This is a genomic window from Caulobacter sp. DWR2-3-1b2, from assembly GCF_049896345.1.
In the GTDB taxonomy this organism is placed as follows: Bacteria; Pseudomonadota; Alphaproteobacteria; order Caulobacterales; family Caulobacteraceae; genus Caulobacter.
Genome location: NZ_JAFCUC010000001.1, coordinates 344948 through 364592, shown reverse-complemented (window position 1 = coordinate 364592; position 19645 = coordinate 344948). Strand labels below are relative to the sequence as shown.

Annotated in this window: 16 protein-coding genes and 2 pseudogenes; 6 read left to right on the top strand and 12 right to left on the bottom strand. The window is 66.1% G+C overall.

Annotation, left to right across the window (positions count from 1 at the left end):
• Positions 1 to 17 precede the first annotated feature (17 nt).
• The 3 genes from ACP694_RS01750 to ACP694_RS01740 all read left to right on the top strand — a co-directional run bounded on the left by ACP694_RS01750 (position 18) and on the right by ACP694_RS01740 (position 7371).
• Positions 18 to 2969, top strand: a complete 2952-nt coding sequence (locus ACP694_RS01750; RefSeq protein WP_426009944.1) for a TonB-dependent receptor — start codon at positions 18 to 20, stop codon at positions 2967 to 2969.
• A gap of 89 nt (positions 2970 to 3058) precedes the next feature.
• Positions 3059 to 4582, top strand: a complete 1524-nt coding sequence (locus ACP694_RS01745) for a tryptophan halogenase family protein (RefSeq protein ID WP_426009943.1) — start codon at positions 3059 to 3061, stop codon at positions 4580 to 4582.
• Between the two features lie 320 nt (positions 4583 to 4902).
• Positions 4903 to 7371: a glycoside hydrolase family 3 protein gene (locus ACP694_RS01740; RefSeq protein WP_426009941.1), complete on the top strand. Its 2469-nt coding sequence runs from the start codon at positions 4903 to 4905 to the stop codon at positions 7369 to 7371.
• Between the two features lie 156 nt (positions 7372 to 7527).
• Here ACP694_RS01740 and ACP694_RS01735 read toward each other — a convergent pair.
• From ACP694_RS01735 to ACP694_RS01720, 4 genes and pseudogenes are all read right to left on the bottom strand, one after another.
• A pseudogene (locus ACP694_RS01735) lies at positions 7528 to 7989 on the bottom strand (GNAT family N-acetyltransferase); the annotation flags it as partial.
• A gap of 181 nt (positions 7990 to 8170) precedes the next feature.
• On the bottom strand, positions 8171 to 10591 hold the full coding sequence (gene gyrB, locus ACP694_RS01730) for a DNA topoisomerase (ATP-hydrolyzing) subunit B (protein ID WP_426011266.1): 2421 nt from the start codon (positions 10589 to 10591) through the stop codon (positions 8171 to 8173).
• Between the two features lie 80 nt (positions 10592 to 10671).
• A complete protein-coding gene (gene recF, locus ACP694_RS01725; RefSeq protein ID WP_426009939.1) occupies positions 10672 to 11850 on the bottom strand; it encodes a DNA replication/repair protein RecF in 1179 nt (392 codons plus the stop codon).
• A gap of 41 nt (positions 11851 to 11891) precedes the next feature.
• A complete protein-coding gene (locus ACP694_RS01720) occupies positions 11892 to 12266 on the bottom strand; it encodes a VOC family protein (protein WP_426009938.1) in 375 nt (124 codons plus the stop codon).
• 166 nt (positions 12267 to 12432) lie between these two features.
• Between ACP694_RS01720 and ACP694_RS01715 the strand changes: the two genes are divergently transcribed.
• Positions 12433 to 12561 carry a hypothetical protein gene (locus ACP694_RS01715; RefSeq protein ID WP_426009937.1) on the top strand — a complete coding sequence of 43 codons (129 nt, stop codon included), beginning with the start codon at positions 12433 to 12435 and terminating at the stop codon, positions 12559 to 12561.
• Between the two features lie 360 nt (positions 12562 to 12921).
• Here ACP694_RS01715 and dnaN read toward each other — a convergent pair whose 3' ends face one another.
• Together dnaN and msrA are read right to left on the bottom strand one after the other, a co-directional pair.
• On the bottom strand, positions 12922 to 14040 hold the full coding sequence (dnaN, locus tag ACP694_RS01710; protein WP_426009935.1) for a DNA polymerase III subunit beta: 1119 nt from the start codon (positions 14038 to 14040) through the stop codon (positions 12922 to 12924).
• Positions 14041 to 14204: 164 nt separating this feature from the next.
• A complete protein-coding gene (gene msrA, locus ACP694_RS01705) occupies positions 14205 to 14729 on the bottom strand; it encodes a peptide-methionine (S)-S-oxide reductase MsrA (protein WP_426009934.1) in 525 nt (174 codons plus the stop codon).
• A gap of 96 nt (positions 14730 to 14825) precedes the next feature.
• Between msrA and ACP694_RS01700 the strand changes: the two genes are divergently transcribed.
• Positions 14826 to 15296: a low molecular weight protein-tyrosine-phosphatase gene (locus ACP694_RS01700; RefSeq protein WP_426009932.1), complete on the top strand. Its 471-nt coding sequence runs from the start codon at positions 14826 to 14828 to the stop codon at positions 15294 to 15296.
• A gap of 1 nt (position 15297) precedes the next feature.
• Here ACP694_RS01700 and ACP694_RS01695 read toward each other — a convergent pair whose 3' ends face one another.
• From ACP694_RS01695 to hrcA, 3 genes are all read right to left on the bottom strand, one after another.
• Positions 15298 to 15651 carry a hypothetical protein gene (locus tag ACP694_RS01695; protein WP_426009931.1) on the bottom strand — a complete coding sequence of 118 codons (354 nt, stop codon included), beginning with the start codon at positions 15649 to 15651 and terminating at the stop codon, positions 15298 to 15300.
• 108 nt (positions 15652 to 15759) lie between these two features.
• On the bottom strand, positions 15760 to 16377 hold the full coding sequence (gene grpE / locus ACP694_RS01690) for a nucleotide exchange factor GrpE (RefSeq protein WP_426009929.1): 618 nt from the start codon (positions 16375 to 16377) through the stop codon (positions 15760 to 15762).
• Positions 16378 to 16389: 12 nt separating this feature from the next.
• Complete coding sequence (gene hrcA / locus ACP694_RS01685; protein WP_426009927.1) at positions 16390 to 17463, bottom strand: heat-inducible transcriptional repressor HrcA; 1074 nt, start codon at positions 17461 to 17463, stop codon at positions 16390 to 16392.
• A 111-nt stretch (positions 17464 to 17574) separates the two neighbouring features.
• Here hrcA and rph point away from each other — a divergent pair, with 111 nt between their 5' ends.
• A complete protein-coding gene (rph, locus tag ACP694_RS01680; RefSeq protein WP_426009925.1) occupies positions 17575 to 18303 on the top strand; it encodes a ribonuclease PH in 729 nt (242 codons plus the stop codon).
• A gap of 8 nt (positions 18304 to 18311) precedes the next feature.
• Here the strand turns inward: rph and ACP694_RS01675 are convergent.
• From ACP694_RS01675 to ACP694_RS01665, 3 genes and pseudogenes are all read right to left on the bottom strand, one after another.
• Positions 18312 to 18435, bottom strand: a pseudogene (locus ACP694_RS01675) (hypothetical protein); the annotation flags it as partial.
• Positions 18436 to 18450: 15 nt separating this feature from the next.
• The gene (locus ACP694_RS01670) at positions 18451 to 18687 is read right to left on the bottom strand and encodes a helix-turn-helix domain-containing protein (RefSeq protein ID WP_426009923.1); all 237 of its coding nucleotides are present in this window, start codon (positions 18685 to 18687) and stop codon (positions 18451 to 18453) included.
• Between the two features lie 30 nt (positions 18688 to 18717).
• Positions 18718 to 19248: a DUF2975 domain-containing protein gene (locus ACP694_RS01665; RefSeq protein ID WP_426009921.1), complete on the bottom strand. Its 531-nt coding sequence runs from the start codon at positions 19246 to 19248 to the stop codon at positions 18718 to 18720.
• Positions 19249 to 19645 lie beyond the last annotated feature (397 nt).

The following is a 19645-nucleotide window of genomic DNA, read 5'->3' as shown; positions in this document are numbered from 1 at the left end:
AAACAGGGGAATGCTCAATGACCACAATGTCTTATCGATCCCGCACGGCCTTGCTGTCCGCCGCCTCGGCCTTTGTGCTGATGGCCGCCGGCCAAGCCGCCGCCCAAACCGCGCCACCGCCTGCCGACGCACCCTCGGAGGTTGAAACGGTTGTCGTGACCGGCTTCCGCGCCTCGCTCGCCGACGCGCTGAATCTGAAGAAGCATTCCAACCAGATCATCGAGTCGATCACCGCCGAGGACATGGGTAAGTTCCCGGATCAGAACATCGCCGAGTCGCTGCAGCGCCTGCCGGGCGTTCAGATCGACCGCGAGAACGGCCAGGGCACCAAGGTGCGGATCCGTGGTCTGGACCAGAACGTCACCCTGCTGAACAGCGACACGTTCCTGTCCGGCCTTGAGGCCTTCCGCCTTGGCGAAGGCAATATCAAGCAGACCAATTCGCTTGAGGGCATCCCCTCCGACCTGCTGGCCGGTGTCGATGTGATCAAGTCGCCTCAGGCCGACCTGATCGAAGGCGGGCTGGGCGGCACGGTCAATCTGAAGACTCGCAACGCCCTCGACGTGCGCGGCGACAGCACCTTTTCGATCGATCTGCGCGCCAACAAGGGCTCGACCAAGGGCAAGACCAAGCCCCAGGTTTCTGTGGTCCTGGGCCACAAGTTCTCGGACAATTTCGCCGTTCTGGGCAGCCTGTCCTATGACAAGAACTCGATCGACACCGAGGTGCTCAGCGGCGAGAACCGCGGTGGCTGGGCCTTTCTCAATCGCCCCACCGCCACGGGCAACAACCAGGTCCAGACTGGCACAAGCAACATCTGGTCGCCGGAATACCGCTACAGCAACAACCGTCACCAAGGGCGCGAGCGCACCGCCTTCTCGCTCAACGCCGACTGGAACGTCTCCGATTCGCTGTCGCTGCGCGCCGACTGGTTCCATTCGGACCTGAAGATCTTCACTGGCGAACATTCGCTCAAGTGGGCCTATGCCAACGAAAACGCGGTGTACAACGCCCAGGGCCTGACCAAGGACAATAACGGCGTCCTGCAATCGGGCTTTGTCACCGCCAATTCGTCGGAAGGCGACAGCTTCGCCAAGAACGCCCACGCCAAGACCGACAACGTCCAGTTCTCGGCGGACTGGGACAATGGCGGCCGGCTCAGCGGCCGAGTTCGCGCGGCGATGTCCAAGATCGACTACGCCTCGACGTCGGGCCAGGTCGATACGCGCTACACGCAATATGGCGTGCGCGACGGCGTCAATGGCTTCGCGCCGAACTCGACCGCGCCGTTGACGGCCACCTACGGCTTCACCAACGGCGCCTACCCGACCTTCGCGCCGGTCGCCGCCCTGGCCACCGCCATGACGACCCCCAGTTCGGTGTTCTTCAAGTCGCACTGGGCGTTTGGCGACAAGTCCAAGCTGGACGACAAGGCGTTGACCGGCGACTTCAAGTACAAGCCTGAGTTCGGCGAGGGCTCGGACATGGTGATCAGCTTCGGCGGTCGTTATTCCAGCCACAAGGTCGATTCGACCTATGGCCGCTACTTGGCCGACTACTCGGCCAAGGGCGAACTGCCGGCCAGCGCCCAAGGCACGACCGACCACGGCACCTTCGTCGATTGGACGCCGCTCGGCTATTTCCAGGACGGCGCGATCGGCCTGAAGAAGTGCGACATCGCTTTCTACAACTGCAGCCGCTTCGGCAACTCGCCCGCCGTGGTCACGCCCTACCAGACCGCCGCCTCCAACCCGGGCCGCGCGGTCACCGACAATGTCCACGGCGTGACGGCGATCTTCCAGGACTATGGGCAGATGAAGGATCCGGTCGCCTGGCTGCAGGCGCTGTATCCCTCGACCAAGCTGGCCTTCTACAGGGACCCAATCGAATCCTTCAAGATCAAGGATGAGACGACCTCGGGCTACGTCATGACCGACCTGGGCGACGAAGGGTTCCACATCAATGCGGGCGTCCGCGTGGTCCACACCAAGCTGACCATCGACTCGTCCAACACCCCGGTCACGCCGCTGTCTTGGGGCACCGATAGCTGGAACGGCGTCCTGAAGAACCCGGACTCGGCGCGGACCGTGCGCGAATATACCGATGTCCTGCCCAGCCTGAACGCCGTGTTCAACATCAACGACAACGACAAGGTCCGGGCGACCGCGGCGCGCGTCGTGGCCTCGCAGAACCTGTTCGACCTGGGCCAGGGCGCGTCGTACAACTTCACCCGCTCCTCGACCCCCGGGCCGAACCTGAACAAGTTCCTCTACACCAACGGCAGCGGCGGCAATCCCAACCTCAACCCGTTCCGCGCCTCGCAGATCGACTTCGCCTATGAGCACTATTTCGGCAAGCAGGGCCTGATCTCGGCCGGCGTCTTCTACAAGACCATCGACTCGTTCATCGTCCCCAACACCTTCCCGGTGACGGTGAAGGACCAGTCGGTGGCGGGCGCTTCTGTCGGCACGTTCAACTCCGTGAGCAACGGCGAGGGCGGCACGATCAAGGGGCTCGAGCTACAGGGACAGTACGCCTTTGAGAATGGCTTCGGCTTCACCGCCAACTATACCTATTCGGACTCCAGCTCGCCTGACTTCACCGACTTCTCCAAGAGCCTGCCGATTCCAGGCGTTTCCAAGAACGCCTTCAACGTCCAGGGCTATTTCGAGCATGGCCCGTTCTCGACCCGCCTGTCCTATGCCTGGCGTGACAAGGCCTATACCGGTAACTTCACCTTCGGCTCGGGCGCCGACCTTCACAAGCTGGGCATCTATAACGAAGCCTACGGCCAGCTGGATGGCCAGGTCGCCTACGAGGTCACCTCGGATCTGAAGGTCACGCTCGAAGGCTCCAACCTGACCAAGGAAGACTCCAAGAGCTATCTGCAGTTCTCGAACCTGCCTCTGCGCTTCGTGTCGGGCGACCGCCGCGTGTCGCTGGGCGTGCGCTACCGCTTCGGCGGCTAACGCAACCGAACGGCGGGCGCGCTCATCCTCTTGAGCGCGCCCAACGCCGGGCCCAGGATCAATCCCGGCTCACCTATCGAGGACGTTTGATGTCCGACCCGGACTGGATCCAGAAGATCGTCATCGTCGGTGGCGGCAGCGCCGGCTGGATGACGGCGGCGGCCTTGGCGCGCGGGCTGGATCGCCGCTACCAGATCCAGGTCGTGGAATCCCAGGACATCGGCGTGGTCGGGGTGGGCGAGGCGACCATTCCGCCGATCCGCCTGTTCAACGCCATGCTGGGCCTCGACGAAGCCGAGTTCATGCGCGAGACCCAGGCGACCTACAAGCTGGGCATCGAATTCAAGAACTGGGGCGGGCTGGGCGAGCGCTATTTCCACCCCTTCGGCGCCTATGGCCTGAAGGCCGAGATGGGCCACTTCTTCCAGTATTTCCTGAAGCTCGACCGCGAGGGCGGCGCGTTGGCCCTCGACGACTATTCGCTGTGCGCCCAGGCCGCCAAGGGCGGGCGGTTCGACCGCCAGAGCGACGATCCGCGCGATCCGATGTCGATCTTCGGCTCGGCCTATCACTTCGACACCATCCTCTACGGCCAGTATCTGCGCCGCTTCGCCCAGGGTCTGGGCGTCGTTCGTACGGAGGGCGAGGTGGTGCGGGTCGATCAGGATACCGAAACCGGCTTCGTCACCGCCGTGCGCCTGAAATCTGGCCAAAGCATCGAGGGCGACCTGTTCATCGACTGCTCCGGCTTCAAGGGCCTGCTGATCGAACAGACCCTCAAGGCCGGCTACGAGGACTGGTCGTCCTATCTGCCGATGGACCGCGCGGCCGCCGTGCCCTGCGCCCTGAACGGCCCGCTGTCGCCCTTCACCACCTCGACGGCGCGCGAGGCCGGCTGGCAGTGGCGCATCCCGCTGCAGCACCGGGTCGGCAATGGCTATGTCTATTCCAGCCGGTTCATTTCCGACGACGCGGCGGTCGGAACCTTGCTGGGCAATCTCGAGAGCGAGCCCCTGGCCGAGCCGCGATTGCTGCGGTTCGTCACCGGTCGCCGGCGCAAGATCTGGGACAAGAACGTCGTCGCCATCGGCCTGTCGAGCGGCTTTCTGGAACCCCTGGAGTCGACCAGCATCCACCTGATCCAGGCCAGTATCAACAAGCTGCTGCAGCACTTCCCGGACCGCAGGTTTTCGCCGGCCAACCGGGAAACCTTCAACCGTCGCATCCATGCCGACATGGAGACGATCCGCGATTTCCTGATCCTGCACTACCACGCCACGGCCCGCGACGACGCGGGGCTGTGGTCCTATGTCCGCACCATGCCGATCCCCGACTCCCTGGCCCACCGCATCGCCCTGTTCCGCGAGAGCGGCCAATTGGTGATCCATCCCGACGAGATGTTCACGCCGACGTCCTGGCTGGCGGTCTTGCTGGGACAGAACATCCGGCCTCAATCCCACACCCCTCTGGTCGCTGGCCACGACAGTCAGGCGATCGCCCAGGGGTTCCGGAACATGAAGGCCCAGATCATCGGCCGGGTCGGCGCGATGCCAAGCCATGTCGATTATCTCAGGCGTCACGGCATGTGGGCCGCCGCCGCCGTCGCGGCTTGAGGCCGGAACGAGGATAGATGCTAGCGCTATCAGAAACTGTTAGACAGCGCTGTCAATTTGTGGTGACCTCACGGAACAGAAGGGCTCAAGGCCTCCGTTGCAAGGGAAGGAAACCATGCTGTTCGCGCTCCCTCGTGGGCGGCGGACCAACGTGTCCCGACATTATTCGATTCAGCCGCCGCTTGTCCGGCGACCCCCCAACGTGCGTCCGCTCAATCTCCCGGCGGGCTGCGTGACAGGACCCCTCGCGATGCGAGGGCGCTCCCACTTCGGCGCGGCGACGTCCTGCTCGCCGCGCCGTCTTTTTTCAAAGGTGCTTCATGATCCCTCGCCGTCTGGCCTGCCGCGTTTCGGTCCTGGCCCTCGCCGTCTCGGCCTGTCTCTCGGCGATGCCGGCATCGGCGCGGGCCAGCGACGCTGTGGCCCATCCAACGCTGTGGCCCAAGGCCGCTAGTCCGGCGGCGATCACCGACGCCAAGACCGAGGCCTTCATCAGCGGGCTGATGAGCAAGATGACCCTTGAGGAGAAGGTCGGCCAGACCATCCAGGGCGACATCGCCTCGATGACCCCGGCTGATCTGATCAAGTATCCGCTGGGCTCGATCCTGGCCGGCGGCAACTCGGCGCCGGGCGGCGACGACCGCGCGGCGCCCAAGGCCTGGACCGACCTGGTCGACGCCTATCGCGCCAAGTCCCTGGAGCAGCGGCCCGGCCATACGCCGATCCCGATCCTGTTCGGCATCGACGCCGTACACGGACACAACAACATCGTCGGCGCCACCATCTTCCCGCACAATATCGGCCTCGGCGCGGCCCGCGATCCCGACCTGATCCGCCGCATCGGCGCGGCCACCGGCGAGGAGGTGGCGGCGGTCGGGGGCGACTGGACCTTCGGGCCCACGGTCGCCGTGCCCCGCGACGACCGTTGGGGCCGCAGCTACGAGGGCTATGCCGAGGACCCGGAAGTCGTGAAGTCCTATTCGGGCCCAATGACCCTGGGTCTGCAGGGCGCGTTGAAGCGCGGCGCGCCCTTGGCCGCCGGCCATATTGCCGGCTCGGCCAAGCACTTCCTGGCCGACGGCGGCACCGAAGGGGGCAAGGATCAAGGTGACGCAGGAATCTCGGAAGCCGAGCTGGTCGCCATCCACGCCCAGGGATACCCGCCCAGCATCGACGCCGGCATCCTGACGGTGATGGTCTCGTTCTCCAGCTGGAACGGTCAGAAGATGACCGGCAACAAGACCTTGATCACCGACGTGCTGAAGGGCCGGATGGGCTTCCAGGGCTTCGTGGTCAGCGACTGGAACGCCCATGGACAGGTCGCGGGCTGCACCAACGTCAGCTGCCCACAGGCGATGAACGCTGGGCTTGACATGTACATGGCGCCCGACAGCTGGAAGCCCCTCTATGAGAGCACCTTGGCCCAGGTGAAGTCCGGCGAGATCCCGATGTCGCGGCTGGACGACGCCGTGCGGCGCATCCTGCGGGTCAAGGTCAAGACCGGCCTGTTCGCGCGGGTGGCGCCGAGCGTGCAGGGCCAGTTCGACCGTCTTGGCGCCGCCGATCACCGGGCCATCGCCCGCGAGGCGGTGGCCAAGTCGCTGGTGCTGCTGAAGAACGACGGCGTGCTACCGGTCAAGCCGGGGGCCAGGGTGCTGGTGGCCGGAGCCGCCGACGACATCGGCAAGGCGGCCGGTGGCTGGACCCTGACCTGGCAAGGCACGGGCAACAAGAACAGCGACTTCCCGCACGGCCAGTCGATCTGGGGCGGTATCGAAAAGGCCGTCAAGGCCGGCGGCGGCCAGGCCGAGCTCGCGCCGGACGGCCAGTTCAAATCCAAACCCGACGTCGCCATCGTGGTGTTCGGCGAAGATCCGTATGCGGAGTTCCAGGGCGACGTCGCCAATCTCGGCTACCAGCTGGCCGACAAGACCGATCTGGCCCTGATCAAGCGTCTGAAAGCCCAGGGCATTCCCGTGGTCTCGGTGTTCTTGTCGGGCCGGCCTCTGTGGACCAATCCCGAGATCAACGCCTCCGACGCCTTTGTCGCCGCCTGGTTGCCCGGCAGCGAGGGGGGCGGGGTGGCCGATGTGCTGGTCGCCGACAAGGGCGGCAAACCGAAGCGGGACTTCCAGGGCAAGCTCGGTTTTTCCTGGCCCAAGCGCGCTGACCAGGGTTCGCTGAACCGGGGCCAGCCCGGCTATGACCCGCAGTTCGCCTATGGCTACGGCCTGTCCTACGCCAAGGGGGGCAAGGTCGGGATGTTGCCGGAAGATCCGGGCGCGGTGGCGGCCGCCGGCAGCGTCGATCGCTATTTCATCGCCGGCCGCACTCCGGCCCCCTGGCGGATGGACTTCGTGGGGGCGGGCGCGGTCAAGGCCATTGACGCCGGCGCCCAGGAGAACGGGCAACAGGCGGTGTGGACGGGTCAGGGCATGCTGTCCATCCACGGTCCGGCCGTCGATCTGTCGCGCCAAACCACGGGCGACATGGCCGTCCAGCTGCGCTATCGCGTCGATGCCGGATCGGCCCGACCGGTGACGATGAGCATCGGCTGCAGCGAGGATGCGTCCTGCGGCGGAACGCTGGATGTCACCGCCTTGATGGCCAAGGCGGCCGGCCCCGAATGGCGCAGTGTCAAGATCAAGCTGTCCTGCTTCCAGGCGGCCGGAGCGAAAATGGACCACGTCACCGCGCCGTTCGTCATCGGCGCGTCGGGGCCGTTCGCCCTGTCGGTCACCGAGGTCAAGCTGGCCTCGAACGAAGGCGACGCGGTCTGTCCGAAATGACGGGCGCCACTTCCCTCTCCCCTTGCGGGAGAGGGTAGCCTGGCGGAGCGAGGTCGGATGAGGGTCGAGGATCGTCTCAACCGCGGGCGGCGGACAGGTCAACGCGACCCCTCATCCGGCGCTTTGCGTCACCTTCTCCCGCAAGCGGAGAAGGATTTAGCCTCGATACGACATCGCCACATCACACCGCTCATACCGCGCCCCGAACGTCGCCATGATCTCGGCGTCGTGCTGGAAGCCCAGCTTTTCGTAGAGGTGGATGGCCGCCGCGCACTTGGCATTGGTCAACAGATAGAGCTTGTCGGCGACGCCCATGGCCTTGGCGTGTTCCAGGGTCGCCGCCAACAGGAACTCGCCGGCCTTGCGGCCCCGCGCCGCCTTCGAGACGCCCATCTTGGTCAGCTCGAACCAGCTGTCCTTCATCTTGATCAGGGCGCAGGTTCCCACCACGCCCAGGTCCGAAGTCTCCGCGAAAAGCACCGCCCCACCCTTGTCGATGATCAGTTCGCGCGGGTTCGACAACAGCGTGATGTCGTTCTCCTCGAGAACAAACATCTCCTCGATCCACTCGGCGTTGATCCGATAGAATGGCTCGGCGAGGTCGTCGCTGAAGGCGCGGACCGTCAGGCCGCCGCCGGTTGGCGAGCATTCGTCCCGTTCACGTTCCAACATGGCGATCTGCTCCAGGCTAGAGCATTTTTCGAGCGAAGTGGTTCCGGTTCGCGTGAAGAAAAATGCGTCAAAACAAATGATTAGAGCTCACGGCTTGACGCAGTCAGGTCGGGAAGTGCTCTAGCGGTTAGACGTCCACCTCGGCGTCGAGCGCGTTGGCCTGGATGAACTCGCGGCGGGGTTCGACCAGGTCGCCCATCAGGCGGCTGAACATGTCGTCGGCGTCGTCGGCATGGTTGACGCGCACCTGCAGCAGGGTGCGGGCCTCGACGTCGAGGGTGGTCTCCCACAGCTGGTCGGGGTTCATCTCGCCCAGGCCCTTGTAGCGTTGGATCGACAGGCCCTTTCGGCCGGCGTCGATCACCGCGCCCAACAGGTCAAGCGGACCTCGAACCGTGGTCGACTTGTCCTTGCGACGGAAGATCGCCGCGCCGGAGAACACCTCGGCCAGGGCCGTGGCGCGTTCGGCCCAGCGGCGAGCGTCGGCGGCGTGCAGCAAGCCATCGTCCAGCACCACGCTCTCGGTGACCCCGCGACGCACGCGCTTGAACACATAGGCGGTGTCGCCGCGCTCGCCCGACCACGGGCCGTCGCCTTCTTCCGCATACAGATCAAGCCGCTTGGCGGCGGCGGCGATGTCGGGCGTGTCGCTGAACAGGCCGGCCAGGGCCGCCTGCTCGATCGCGAAGGCCGGCGCGCGGGCGGCCAGGCGATCAATATTGCCCTTGGCCGACCGGCAGAGCTGGACCAGGGCCAACAGGTCCTTGCCCGTGCGACGCTCGCCCGACGGCAGGTCCAGCTCGGCGCCCTCGACACCCTCGTCCACAAGGAAGGCGTCCATCTCGAAGTCGTCCTTCAGATACCGCGACGACTTGCCCTTGGCGGCTTTGTAGAGCGGCGGCTGGGCGATGTAGATGTAGCCGCGCTCGATCAGCTCCGGCATCTGACGATAGAAGAAGGTCAGGAGCAGGGTGCGGATGTGGGCGCCATCGACGTCGGCGTCGGTCATCAGCACGATCTTGTGGTAGCGCACCTTGTCGGCGTTGAAGTCGTCGCGGCCGATACCGGCCCCCAGGGCGGTGATCAGCGTACCGATCTGGTCGGACGACAGCATCTTGTCAAAGCGCGCCCGCTCGACATTGAGGATCTTGCCACGCAGGGGCAGGACGGCCTGATTTTCGCGGTTGCGGGCCTGCTTGGCGCTGCCGCCGGCCGAGTCGCCCTCGACGATGAAGATCTCGGACTTGGCCGGATCGCGCTCGGAGCAATCGGCCAGCTTGCCGGGCAAGGACGTGATGTCGAGCGCACTCTTGCGGCGGGTTAGCTCGCGCGCCTTGCGGGCGGCTTCCCGCGCGGCGGCGGCCTCGGCGATCTTGCTGACGATGGCCTTGGCTTCGGTCGGATGCTCCTCGAACCACGAGGCCAGGCCTTCCTGGACCAGGTTTTCCACCGCCGGGCGGACTTCGGACGACACTAGTTTGTCCTTGGTCTGCGAGCTGAACTTGGGGTCGGGCACCTTGACCGACAGCACGCAGGTCAGGCCCTCGCGGGCGTCCTCGCCGCCCACATTGACCTTCTCGCGCTTGGTGATGCCCGAGCTCTCGGCGTAGTTGGTGATGATCCGGGTCAGGGCGCCGCGGAAGGCCGACAGGTGGGTGCCGCCATCCCGCTGGGGGATGTTGTTGGTGAAGCACAGCATGTGCTCGTGATAGCTGTCGTTCCACCACAGGGCCAGGTCGATCTCGACCTTGTCCTTGCGGCCGCGAATGACGATCGGCGTCTTCAGCAGCGGGGTCTTGGCCTTGTCGAGGTGGCGCACGAAGGCCTCGATGCCGCCCTCGTAGTGCAGCTTTTCTTCCCACGGCTCGGCGTCGCGCAGGTCGCGGAAATAGATCGTCACGCCCGAGTTCAGGAAGGCCAGCTCGCGCAGCCGGTGCTCCAGGGTCTTGCGATCGAACTCGATGAAGGCGAAGGTTTGCAAGCTCGGGAAGAAGGTCACCTCGGTGCCGGTCAGGGTCTGACCGGCCTTGGCGCCTTCCGACCGCACCGGCGAGTCGCCGGTCTGGGCCAGCGAGGTCACCGCGTCGCCGCGCTCGAAGCGCATCTGATAGCTGTGGCCGTTGCGGTGGATCTTCAGTTCCAGCCAGTCGCTCAGCGCATTGACCACCGAGACGCCCACGCCGTGGAGGCCGCCGGAGACCTTGTAGCTGTTCTGGTCAAACTTTCCGCCGGCGTGCAGCTGGGTCATGATGACCTCGGCCGCCGAGACGCCCTCGCCCTCGTGGATGTCGACCGGGATGCCACGACCGTCGTCGGTGACCGTCACCGAGCCGTCGGCGTTGAGGATCACCTCCACCTTGGTGGCGTGGCCGGCCAGGGCTTCGTCGATGGCGTTGTCGACCACTTCGTACACCATGTGGTGCAGGCCCGAGCCGTCATCGGTGTCGCCGATATACATGCCGGGGCGCTTGCGCACCGCGTCCAGGCCCTTGAGCACCTTGATCGAGTCGGCGTCGTAATCGCCGGTCATCACTTCGGGGGCCGCCATCTGCGAACCGTCCGCGCTGGTCAGGCGATCGCCGGTGTTGTCGGCCGCAGAAGCGTCTTGGGGGCCTTTGGTCTCTTCGGTCATACGTCTTCCAATGCGGTCAGGCCGAGTTCGCTGACGCGAACGCCGAGAGCCCGACCCTTCAGGTGGTCGAACAGCGACTCGTCCGTGCCAGTGAGAAAGGCCTGGAGCCCGAGCGCCGTGAGTTCGTCAGCCAGGGCGGCCCGCCTTTCCAGGTCGAGATGCGCGGCGACTTCGTCCAGCAACAATATAGGATTCGGCGCGTCTTTCGCACGCGAAAGTCGCGCCGCCTGGGCCAAAACCAGGTTCAAAATCAGCGCTTTCTGCTCTCCGGTCGAACATTCCGCAGCAGGACGGTCCTTGTCGGCGTGAATGATCGCCAGATCGCCGCGATGCGGTCCGGTCAAGGCCCGTCCGGCGGCCCCGTCGCGGGGCCGGGCCGCAGCCAGGGCGGTGGCCAGGCGGACCTCGATCTCGGCACTTTCGACCCCGTCCAACGCCATCTGCTCCCAGGCGCCGCTCAGCGACAGGCGCGCGCGGGGGAAGGGACGATTGCCCCGGCCGTCGATCTCGGCCTGCAGGGCCACGAGTGTGCGGGCGCGGGCGGCGGCCATCAGGGCGCCGGCCTGGCCGAGACGGGCCTCAAGCGCGGCGAGCCAGACGGTGTCAGCCGGCGCGCCACCTTCAGCGGCGTCGTTCAGCAGGCGCATCCGCTCGCGTTGCGCCTTGTCATAGGCGTTGGCGTGGGCGGCGTGAGACGGCTCGCCGGCGAACACCAGGCGGTCGAAGAACTTGCGGCGTTCGCCGGCCGCTTCCAGGAACAAGCGGTCTTGGGCCGGGGTCAGCCAGATCGGCCGGATGTGGTCGGTCAGCCGGCCCGGTGGCAGGGTCTCGCCGTCGATGCGGACGATGCGACGGCTGGCGCCGGCCATCTCGACCCCGGCGCCCAGCCGCACCGGCTCGTCATCGCCCAGACCCGTCTGCGGGGACTGGACCTCGGCGGCCACGGCCCAGGCCCGGCCCGTGGCCTCGCCCGGCATCCGCCGACCCACCTCGACCAGGCTCGCGCTCCGCAGCCCCTTGCCCGGCGAGAGCAGCGAGATGGCCTCCAACAGGTTGGTCTTGCCCGCGCCGTTGGCCCCGAACAGATAGACGCTGCGGCCCTCGGGTCGCAGGCGCGCGCGCTCGTAAGAGCGGAAGTCGGTCAGGGTCAGGGACAGCAGGGCGGCGCGGCTCACCGGGGGGTTCTAGCCTATTAGGCGCGCCACCCTAACCCCGTTCAGCCGAACTTGTAGCCGCACAGCTTGTTGCCATCCAGGTCGCGGAAATAGGCGAAATAGACCCCGGGCATCCGCTCGCCAGGCGCGCCTTCGTCGGTTCCGCCCAGTTCCAGAGCCTTGGCGTGGAAGGCGTCGACCTCCTCGCGGCTCTCGAAGTCGAAGCCGCCCATCATGCCGTTGCCGACGCAGGCCTCCGCGCCGTCATAGGGTCCGAGCACCCCGAACAGCCCCGTCCCCTTGCCGCGATAGAGCCGCCCGCCCGAAGCGTGCTCGTGAATGCCCGCCATGCCGATAGATCCCAGCAGGGCGTCGTAAAAGGCCTTGGCCTCATCGAGTTTGTTCGACCCCACCGTCATGTAGCTGACCCGTGCCATGCGCAGTCCTCCCGTTTTCTTATGCAACCAAGGCTAGCACGGGTGGAAACTGGGGCAAGTCGAGGCGCGTCAAATCGCAGCAACCTTGTTGCGACACCACAGGTTGCTTGCGCGACGGAGCTTGTCGGCCACGAATAGCGCTAACAAAGCCCTGGGGAGGGGACTCATGCGACACAAGTTTTCGGGCGCACCGCGCCAATGGTGGCAGAACAATCCTGAACTCGGTCTCGCGACCGGTTTCGCCGTGGTCTGCGGCGTGCTGTGTCTGGTGGTGAGAGTGCTTGGGGTGGGGTGAGGCCGAGGGGTGGTTGAGGCTGGGCATTCTGGCCGGTTTCGACATTGCGGACGAAGAATCCCGTCTCTCGAAGAAAGAGGGTTACGCGCTCTGACTCCCGAACAGCCCGCTTGGCGGAAGCTCGCCATCAAGATTTCAAGGCGCGGCCTCGCCGTTACGGGCGGATTGGGAAGGGGCTGGGCGCCCATCCAGCGTTGCTTCCCTCCCCATTTCGAGGAGGGTGGCGCGCAAAGCGGGTCGGGTGGGGTTTGATGAGTCAGGCCGCGTCGCCCCACCCGACCCCTCCGGGACCACCTTCCCCGTATAGGGCAGGGACAGAGAGTCTGGGGATCGGGATGGGCGAGGTATCGCCTCTGCGCGCTACACCCGCAGCGGCATCAGCACGTATTTCACGCCCGGATCGGTCGGATCGACCACCAGGGTCGGCGAGGCCGGGTCGGCGAAGCGGAACTCGGCGATCGGGCCGCCGATCTGGCCGCAGACGTCGAGCAGGTAGCGGGCGTTGAAGCCGATCTCGAAGGGCTCGCCGTCATAATCGACCTCGACCTCTTCCACGGCCTGGCCGGCTTCCATGTTGCGGACGGTCAGGGTGATGCGGCCCGGCTCGATGGCCAGCTTCACCGAGCGGCTCTTCTCGGCCGAAATGGTGGCCACCCGGTCGACGGCCTTGGCGAACAGGTCGTTGTCGAGGGTCAGGATCTTGGCGTTGTCGCGCGGGATGACCCGCAGATAGTCGGGGAAGGCGCCGTCGATGACCTTGGAGGTCAGGGCGGCACGACCGAACTCGAAGCGCACCTTCTGGGCCGAGATCTGCAACTCGACCTGCTCGCCGGCCGATTCCATCAGGCGGCGGGCCTCCTGGATGGTTTTGCGCGGCACGATGATGCCCGGCAGGCCGGCGGCGCCCTCGGGGGCGGCCATCTCGGCCAGGGCCAGGCGGTGGCCGTCGGTGGCCACAGCCCGCAGCTTGACCTCGCCGCCGTCATTGACGGTGTGGAGATAGAGGCCATTCAAGTAGTAGCGGGTCTCTTCGGTCGAGATCGCAAAGCGGGTCTTGTCGATCAGCCGCATCAGATCGTTGGTGTCGACCGAGATGCGGCCCGACAGGCCGTCGCTGCTCATCACCGGGAAGTCGCCGGCCGGCAGCACCGGCAGGTTGAAGCGCGAGCGACCGGCTTGGATCACCAGGCGCGGATCGTCGCCGCTGAAGCTCAGCGACACGTCCGAGCCGTCGGGCAGCTTGCGGACGATTTCATAGAGGGTCTGGGCGGGCGCGGTGATCTGGCCGGGCACGTCGATCTGGGCCAGGCCCTCGTCGATGATCTCCATGTCCAGGTCGGTGGCCGAGAACGACAGGGTGTCGCGATCGGCCGACAGCAGGATATTCGATAGGATCGGGATGGTGTTGCGGCGCTCGACGACGCTCTGCACGTGACCCAGCGCCTTCAAAAGCGCCGCCCGCTCGATGGTAAGCTTCATATCTCGGTCCAGGTCCCGCCGCCGACGAAAGAATCCTTCGCGGCCCCGTCATGAATGGACTTGCGACATTAGCGAAATCACGCGGTGGGGGAAGAGGGGGCGAGCGGCGGGATGCGCCGAAATGTGCGGATCGGGCATACGACCCGCACCGACACGCCCGATCGTTACTCGGCGGCGGCCCGTTCGGCCCGGGTCGGCAGCTTCCAGTCCGGGCGGATGAAGTGGCAGGTATAGCCGTTGGGGATCCGCTCCAGATAGTCCTGGTGCTCGGGCTCGGCCTCCCAGAACGGGCCGGCGGGCTGGACCTCGGTGACCACCTTGCCGGGCCAGAGGCCGGAAGCGTCGACATCGGCGATGGTCTCCAGCGCGGTCTGCTTCTGGGCGTCGCTGGAATAGTAGATGGCCGAGCGGTAGCTCAGGCCCAGGTCGTTGCCCTGGCGGTTCTTGGTGGTCGGATCGTGGATCTGAAAGAAGAATTCCAGGATGCGGCGATAGCTGATGATCGTCGGGTCGAAGACGATCTCGATCGCTTCGGCGTGAGTGCCGTGATTGCGATAGGTGGCGTTGGGCACATCGCCGCCGGAGTAGCCCACGCGGGTTTCCAGCACGCCGGGATAGCGGCGCAGCAGGTCCTGCACGCCCCAGAAACAGCCGCCGGCCAGGATCGCGGTTTCGGTGGTGGCGGTCATGGGGCAGGCTCCTTTGCATTCGTCGCTCGAGGCCACATGTTGGGTCTATCGGCGTTCCACGCAAGCTTGAACCCCACCCGTCTTGAAAGGCTGCCCGTGACGCGACCGTCGGTTCTGTTCGTCTGCATGGGCAACATCTGTCGCTCGCCCCTGGCCGAGGCGGCGTTTCGCCAGGAGGCGCAGCGCCGGGGCCTCGAGATCGAGGTCGATTCGGCTGGCACCGGCGGCTGGCACGCCGGCGACTCGCCCGACCGCCGCGCCCAAGCGGTGGCCCGGCGCCACGGCGTCGAGATCGGCCGTTACAAGGCGCGCCAGGTGAAGCTGGAGGATTTCTGCCGCTTCACCCACATCGTCGCCTTGGATCGCGACAACCTCGCCGACCTCACGGCCCTGCGGCCAAGCGATGCGACGGCGGAGCTGATGTTGCTGCTGGATACGGTCGAGGGGCGCCGAGGCAAGTCGGTGGCCGATCCCTACTACGGCGATGACGCTGGGTTTAATGTGACCTGGAGCGACGCCGTGGCAGGGGCGAAGGGGTTGGTCGAACGGATCGAGGCCAACCTCTAAATCAGAACCGCAGCGCCAGCTTGGCCCCGACGAACTTGCCGTCCGGATCGTAGCCGCGGGCCATGGCCGCGCCGCTGGTGTCGGCGCTGGGCTGCAGGCCGCAGAGCAGGCCGGCCGAGCCGGTGACGCTGTCCGTCCCGGCTTCCACCGAGGTGCGGGCGACGCCCGGCGGCAGCGGGGTCGGGGCGCGGCTATAGCGCAGCGGCAAGGCGGCGCGCGGCGAGGCCAGGTCAAGCGACCGCTGGGTGATGGCCGGGGTCTGGACCGCGAAGGACTGAACGGTCTGTGCCTGGCTCGCGCTGGCGATCAAGGCCGCGCCCAGGGCGATCGGAACGAGAAGGGTGGCGCGAGGCATGGCGGTCTCCAGCGGCGGACGCTTCAGAACTAGGCCCGCGAGACCCCCGTCTCAAGCGGCGCGATGTCGCGGCTCCGAGGCGGCGACCCGCCCCGGAGTCCGGAACGATCAAGCCTTGGTGTCGAAAGCCCCGCCGGTGTCGGCGCCGTTGCTGGCATAGGGATTGGCTGCGGCGGCCGGTTCGGCCGGCGCTTCGGGACCCTTGGAGCCCTTGGCGGCCACGGCGACCATGGCCGGGCGGACCAGTCGGCCCATCAGCTCATAGCCCGCCTGCAGCACCTGCAGAACGCCGCCGGCCGCGACCTCGTCCGAGGGCTGTTCCATCACCGCCTGGTGCAGGTGGGGATCGAACTTCTCGCCCTTGCCGGGCTCGAGTTTCTTCAGGCCATTGCGTTCGAAGGCGTCCTGTAGCGCCTTCTCGGTCATCTCGACGCCGATGATATAGTTGGTGACCGCCGGATCCTGCGACTCGCGCGGGCTCATGGCCGTGGCGCGCGACAGGTTGTCGGCCGCGCCCAGCAGGTCGCGGGCGAACTTCTGGATCGCGAAGGCGCGGGCGTCGTTGCTCTCGCGCTCGGCTCGGCGCTTGGTGTTCTCGGCGTCGGCCAGGTAGCGCAGCGCCTGATCCCTCAGGGCCGCCACCTCCAGCTTCAGGGTCTCGATTTCCTGGGCTGCGTCGTCGGTCTCGAAGGCCACGTCTTCGGCCGGCGTTTCGTCGTCGGTCATGTCGTACAGTCCCTATCCGTCCATCATCCGGCCGAGCACGCGGGCGGTATAGTCCACCAGCGGGATCACCCGGGCATAGTTTAAGCGGGTGGGCCCGATCACGCCGATCGCGCCCAACACCTTCTGCCGGCCCGTCATATAGGGCGCCGCGATCAGGGAGGAGCCCGAAAGCGAAAAGAGTCGTGTTTCGGCCCCGATGAAAATGCGCACGCCCTCTGCGGTTCGCACGTCGTCGAGCAGTCCGATCAGTTGGCCCTTCTGCTCTAGGTCGTCGAACAGCCGGCGCACGCGCTCCAGATCCTCAAGGGCGCTGGCGTCGGCCAGCAGATTGGCCCGGCCGCGCACGATCAGGGCGCGGTCGGGGTCGTCGCCGCCGCTCCAGGCCGCCAGTCCGTCCTCGACCAAACGCGCGGCGGTGGCGTCCAGTTCAAGCCGCGCCTTGTCGAGCTCGGCGGCCATCTCGGCCTTGGTCTCGCCGAGGGTACGGCCGCGCAGGCGGGCATTGAGGAAGTTGGAGGCCTCCTGCAGCGAGGCCGGCGTGACCCCGGCCGAGCGCTTCATCAGCCGGTTTTCCACCGTGCCGTCGTCAAACACCATGATCGCCAGGGCCTGGTCGGCGCCCAGGGCCACGAACTCCACATGCTTGACCCCGCCCTCGCGGGCCGGCGTCACGACGATGCCCGCTCCGCCGGCCAGGCCGGAGAGAATGGCGCTGGCCTCGCCCATGGCGTCCTCGAACGAGCGGCCGTGGGCGAACAGCCGCGTCTCGATGGTCCGCCGCTCCTCCTCGCCGATGTCGCCCACCTCAAGCAGGCCGTCGACGAACATCCGCAGGCCAGCATGGGTGGGAATGCGGCCGGCGCTGCTGTGCGGCGCGTCGAGCAGGCCCAACTGCGCCAGATCCTGCATCGTGTTGCGGATCGAGGCCGGCGACAGCGACACATCGCGTGACAGGGTGCGCGAGCCGACCGGCTCCCCGGTCTCCAGATAGGATTCCACCACCCGTCGGAAGATATCACGGGCCCGGCTGTCCAGGTCGGTGAGGCTGGGCGTCTGAGCGGAAAACCCGGAAAAAAGCTGTGTCATGAAGCCTTCGAACGCGCCCGATCGGGCTATCGCGGGTTCAACGGGGTTGGACGCGCCCGTCAAACTTAGGATAAGCCCCGCATCCTATCACGCAAAGCCCTGGAGTTTCCCATGCGTCCGTCCGAACGCGCCGCCGACCAAACGCGAGACGTCACGCTGGAGACCGGCGTCAACCGCTATGCCGAAGGATCGTGCCTGATCAGCTTTGGCCATACCAAGGTGCTGGTCACCGCCACGGTCGAGGAAAGCGTGCCCGGCTGGATGCGCAACAAGGGCGCCGGCTGGGTCACGGCCGAGTATGGCATGCTGCCCCGCGCCACCCACACCCGGGGTCGCCGCGAGGCCGCCGCGGGCAAGCAGAGTGGCCGCACCCAGGAAATCCAGCGCCTGATCGGGCGGTCCCTGCGAGCGGTGGTCGATCTCAAGGCGTTGGGTGAACGACAGATCAGCCTGGACTGCGACGTCATCCAGGCCGACGGCGGCACCCGCACCGCCGCCATCACCGGCGCCTGGGTCGCCCTGCGCCTGGCGGTCAATTATCTGCTGGCCGAAGGCGTGCTGAAGACCGACCCGATCATCGGCCAGGTAGCGGCCGTCTCGTGCGGCGTGTTCGATAATGTCCCGGTGCTTGACCTCGACTATGAGGAAGACAGCCAGGCCGAGGCCGACAGCAATTTCGTGCTGACCGGCTCGGGCGACATCGTCGAGGTCCAGGCCACCGGCGAGAAACGCGGCTTCTCGCGCGGCGAATTCGACACCCTGTTCGCCCTGGCGGAAAAGGGCATCGGCGAGCTGTTCGTCATCCAGCGCGATGCGGTCGCGGCGGCGAAGCCTCGGTAACGTTCTTTACCCTCTCCGCTTGCGGGAGAGGGGTCGAAGAACAGAAAAGCCGCGACAGCCGAAAGGCCGGTCGCGTCTTTTGTCGTCTGAGGACCCCTCATCCGTCAGCTTCGCTGACACCTTCTCCCGCAAGGGGAGAAGGGAATTTTAGTCCACATCCTCCAACCCGCCGTCGCCGGGGCCGGGCTCGAAGCCCATCAGGTCTCCCGGCTGGCATTGCAGTTCGCGGCACAGGGCGTCCAGCGTCGAGAAGCGCACGGCGCGGGCCTTGCCGGTCTTCAGGATCGACAGGTTGGCGATGGTCACGCCCACCCGGTCGGAAAGCTCGGTCAGCGACATGCGCCGTTCCAGCAGGATGCGGTCCAGTTGAACGCGGATGGCCATGATTTTCTTATCTCCGCGTCACGATAGGCATCAGATGGTCAATTCGGCTTCGCGGCGAAGGCGGGCGCCTTCGCGGAATACTTCGGCCAGCACGAACACCACCAGGACCGGGAACCAGGCGCTGATGCTGAAGGTGCTGTCGATCTTGGCCTCCGGGGCCAACCAGCCGGCCAAGGCTGCGAAGATGTAGTGGCCAATCTCCAGGCCAGCCAAAACCAGGCCCACCACTCGCAAGCGGCGGACATTGTCGGGATGGAAGGGATCGCCGGCGGTCAGGGTGGCGAAAATGCGCCGCAGGCGCTCGACGATCACCATCCAGCCCCCGGACATCAGGGCCCAGGCCGCCAGGCCGCCGGCGAACAGCGGGCCCTTGGCGATCAGCTCGTCGGCCGAGCCGCCCACGTGCAGCTTCTCGGTGATCAGCTCGGGATTGAAGCTCAGCAGCAGCACCGCCACGGTGAACACCGCCAGCAGGCTGACCCAGACCCACAGGCCCACATAGATCACGTCGAGAATGATCTTCAGGAAACTCGAAACCGAGCCTGGCCCCAAGGCGCGCATCCGTTCTCTCCCTTACCTCTTCACAGGCGCCGACCATGCGCCAGTGTATCGAGACGGGTCAAAGTCGGGCCGGAAACTCAGGTCAAAACCAGGCTAGAACGTCTTGATCGCGAAGGTCACGGCGGCCAGCGGCAGGCCCGCGATCAGCGTCAGGGTCGCCAAGCGGGTGGCGACGGCGTCGGCGATGCGGATCAGTCTGGCGGCGGACATGGCGGCTTCAATCGGGGTTCTGGGCCGCGCCGAGGTGGCGGGTCTTCCATGGCTCGATACATAGGCGGCGTTTTACGACCCGCCAATGTCGCTTATCGATAAACGATATTAAACCTCTGTAATGATCGCGCTCATCGAACGAGATCATGCGAGGTGTGGCGCCGTGGCCACCATGGTCTGCCTTATA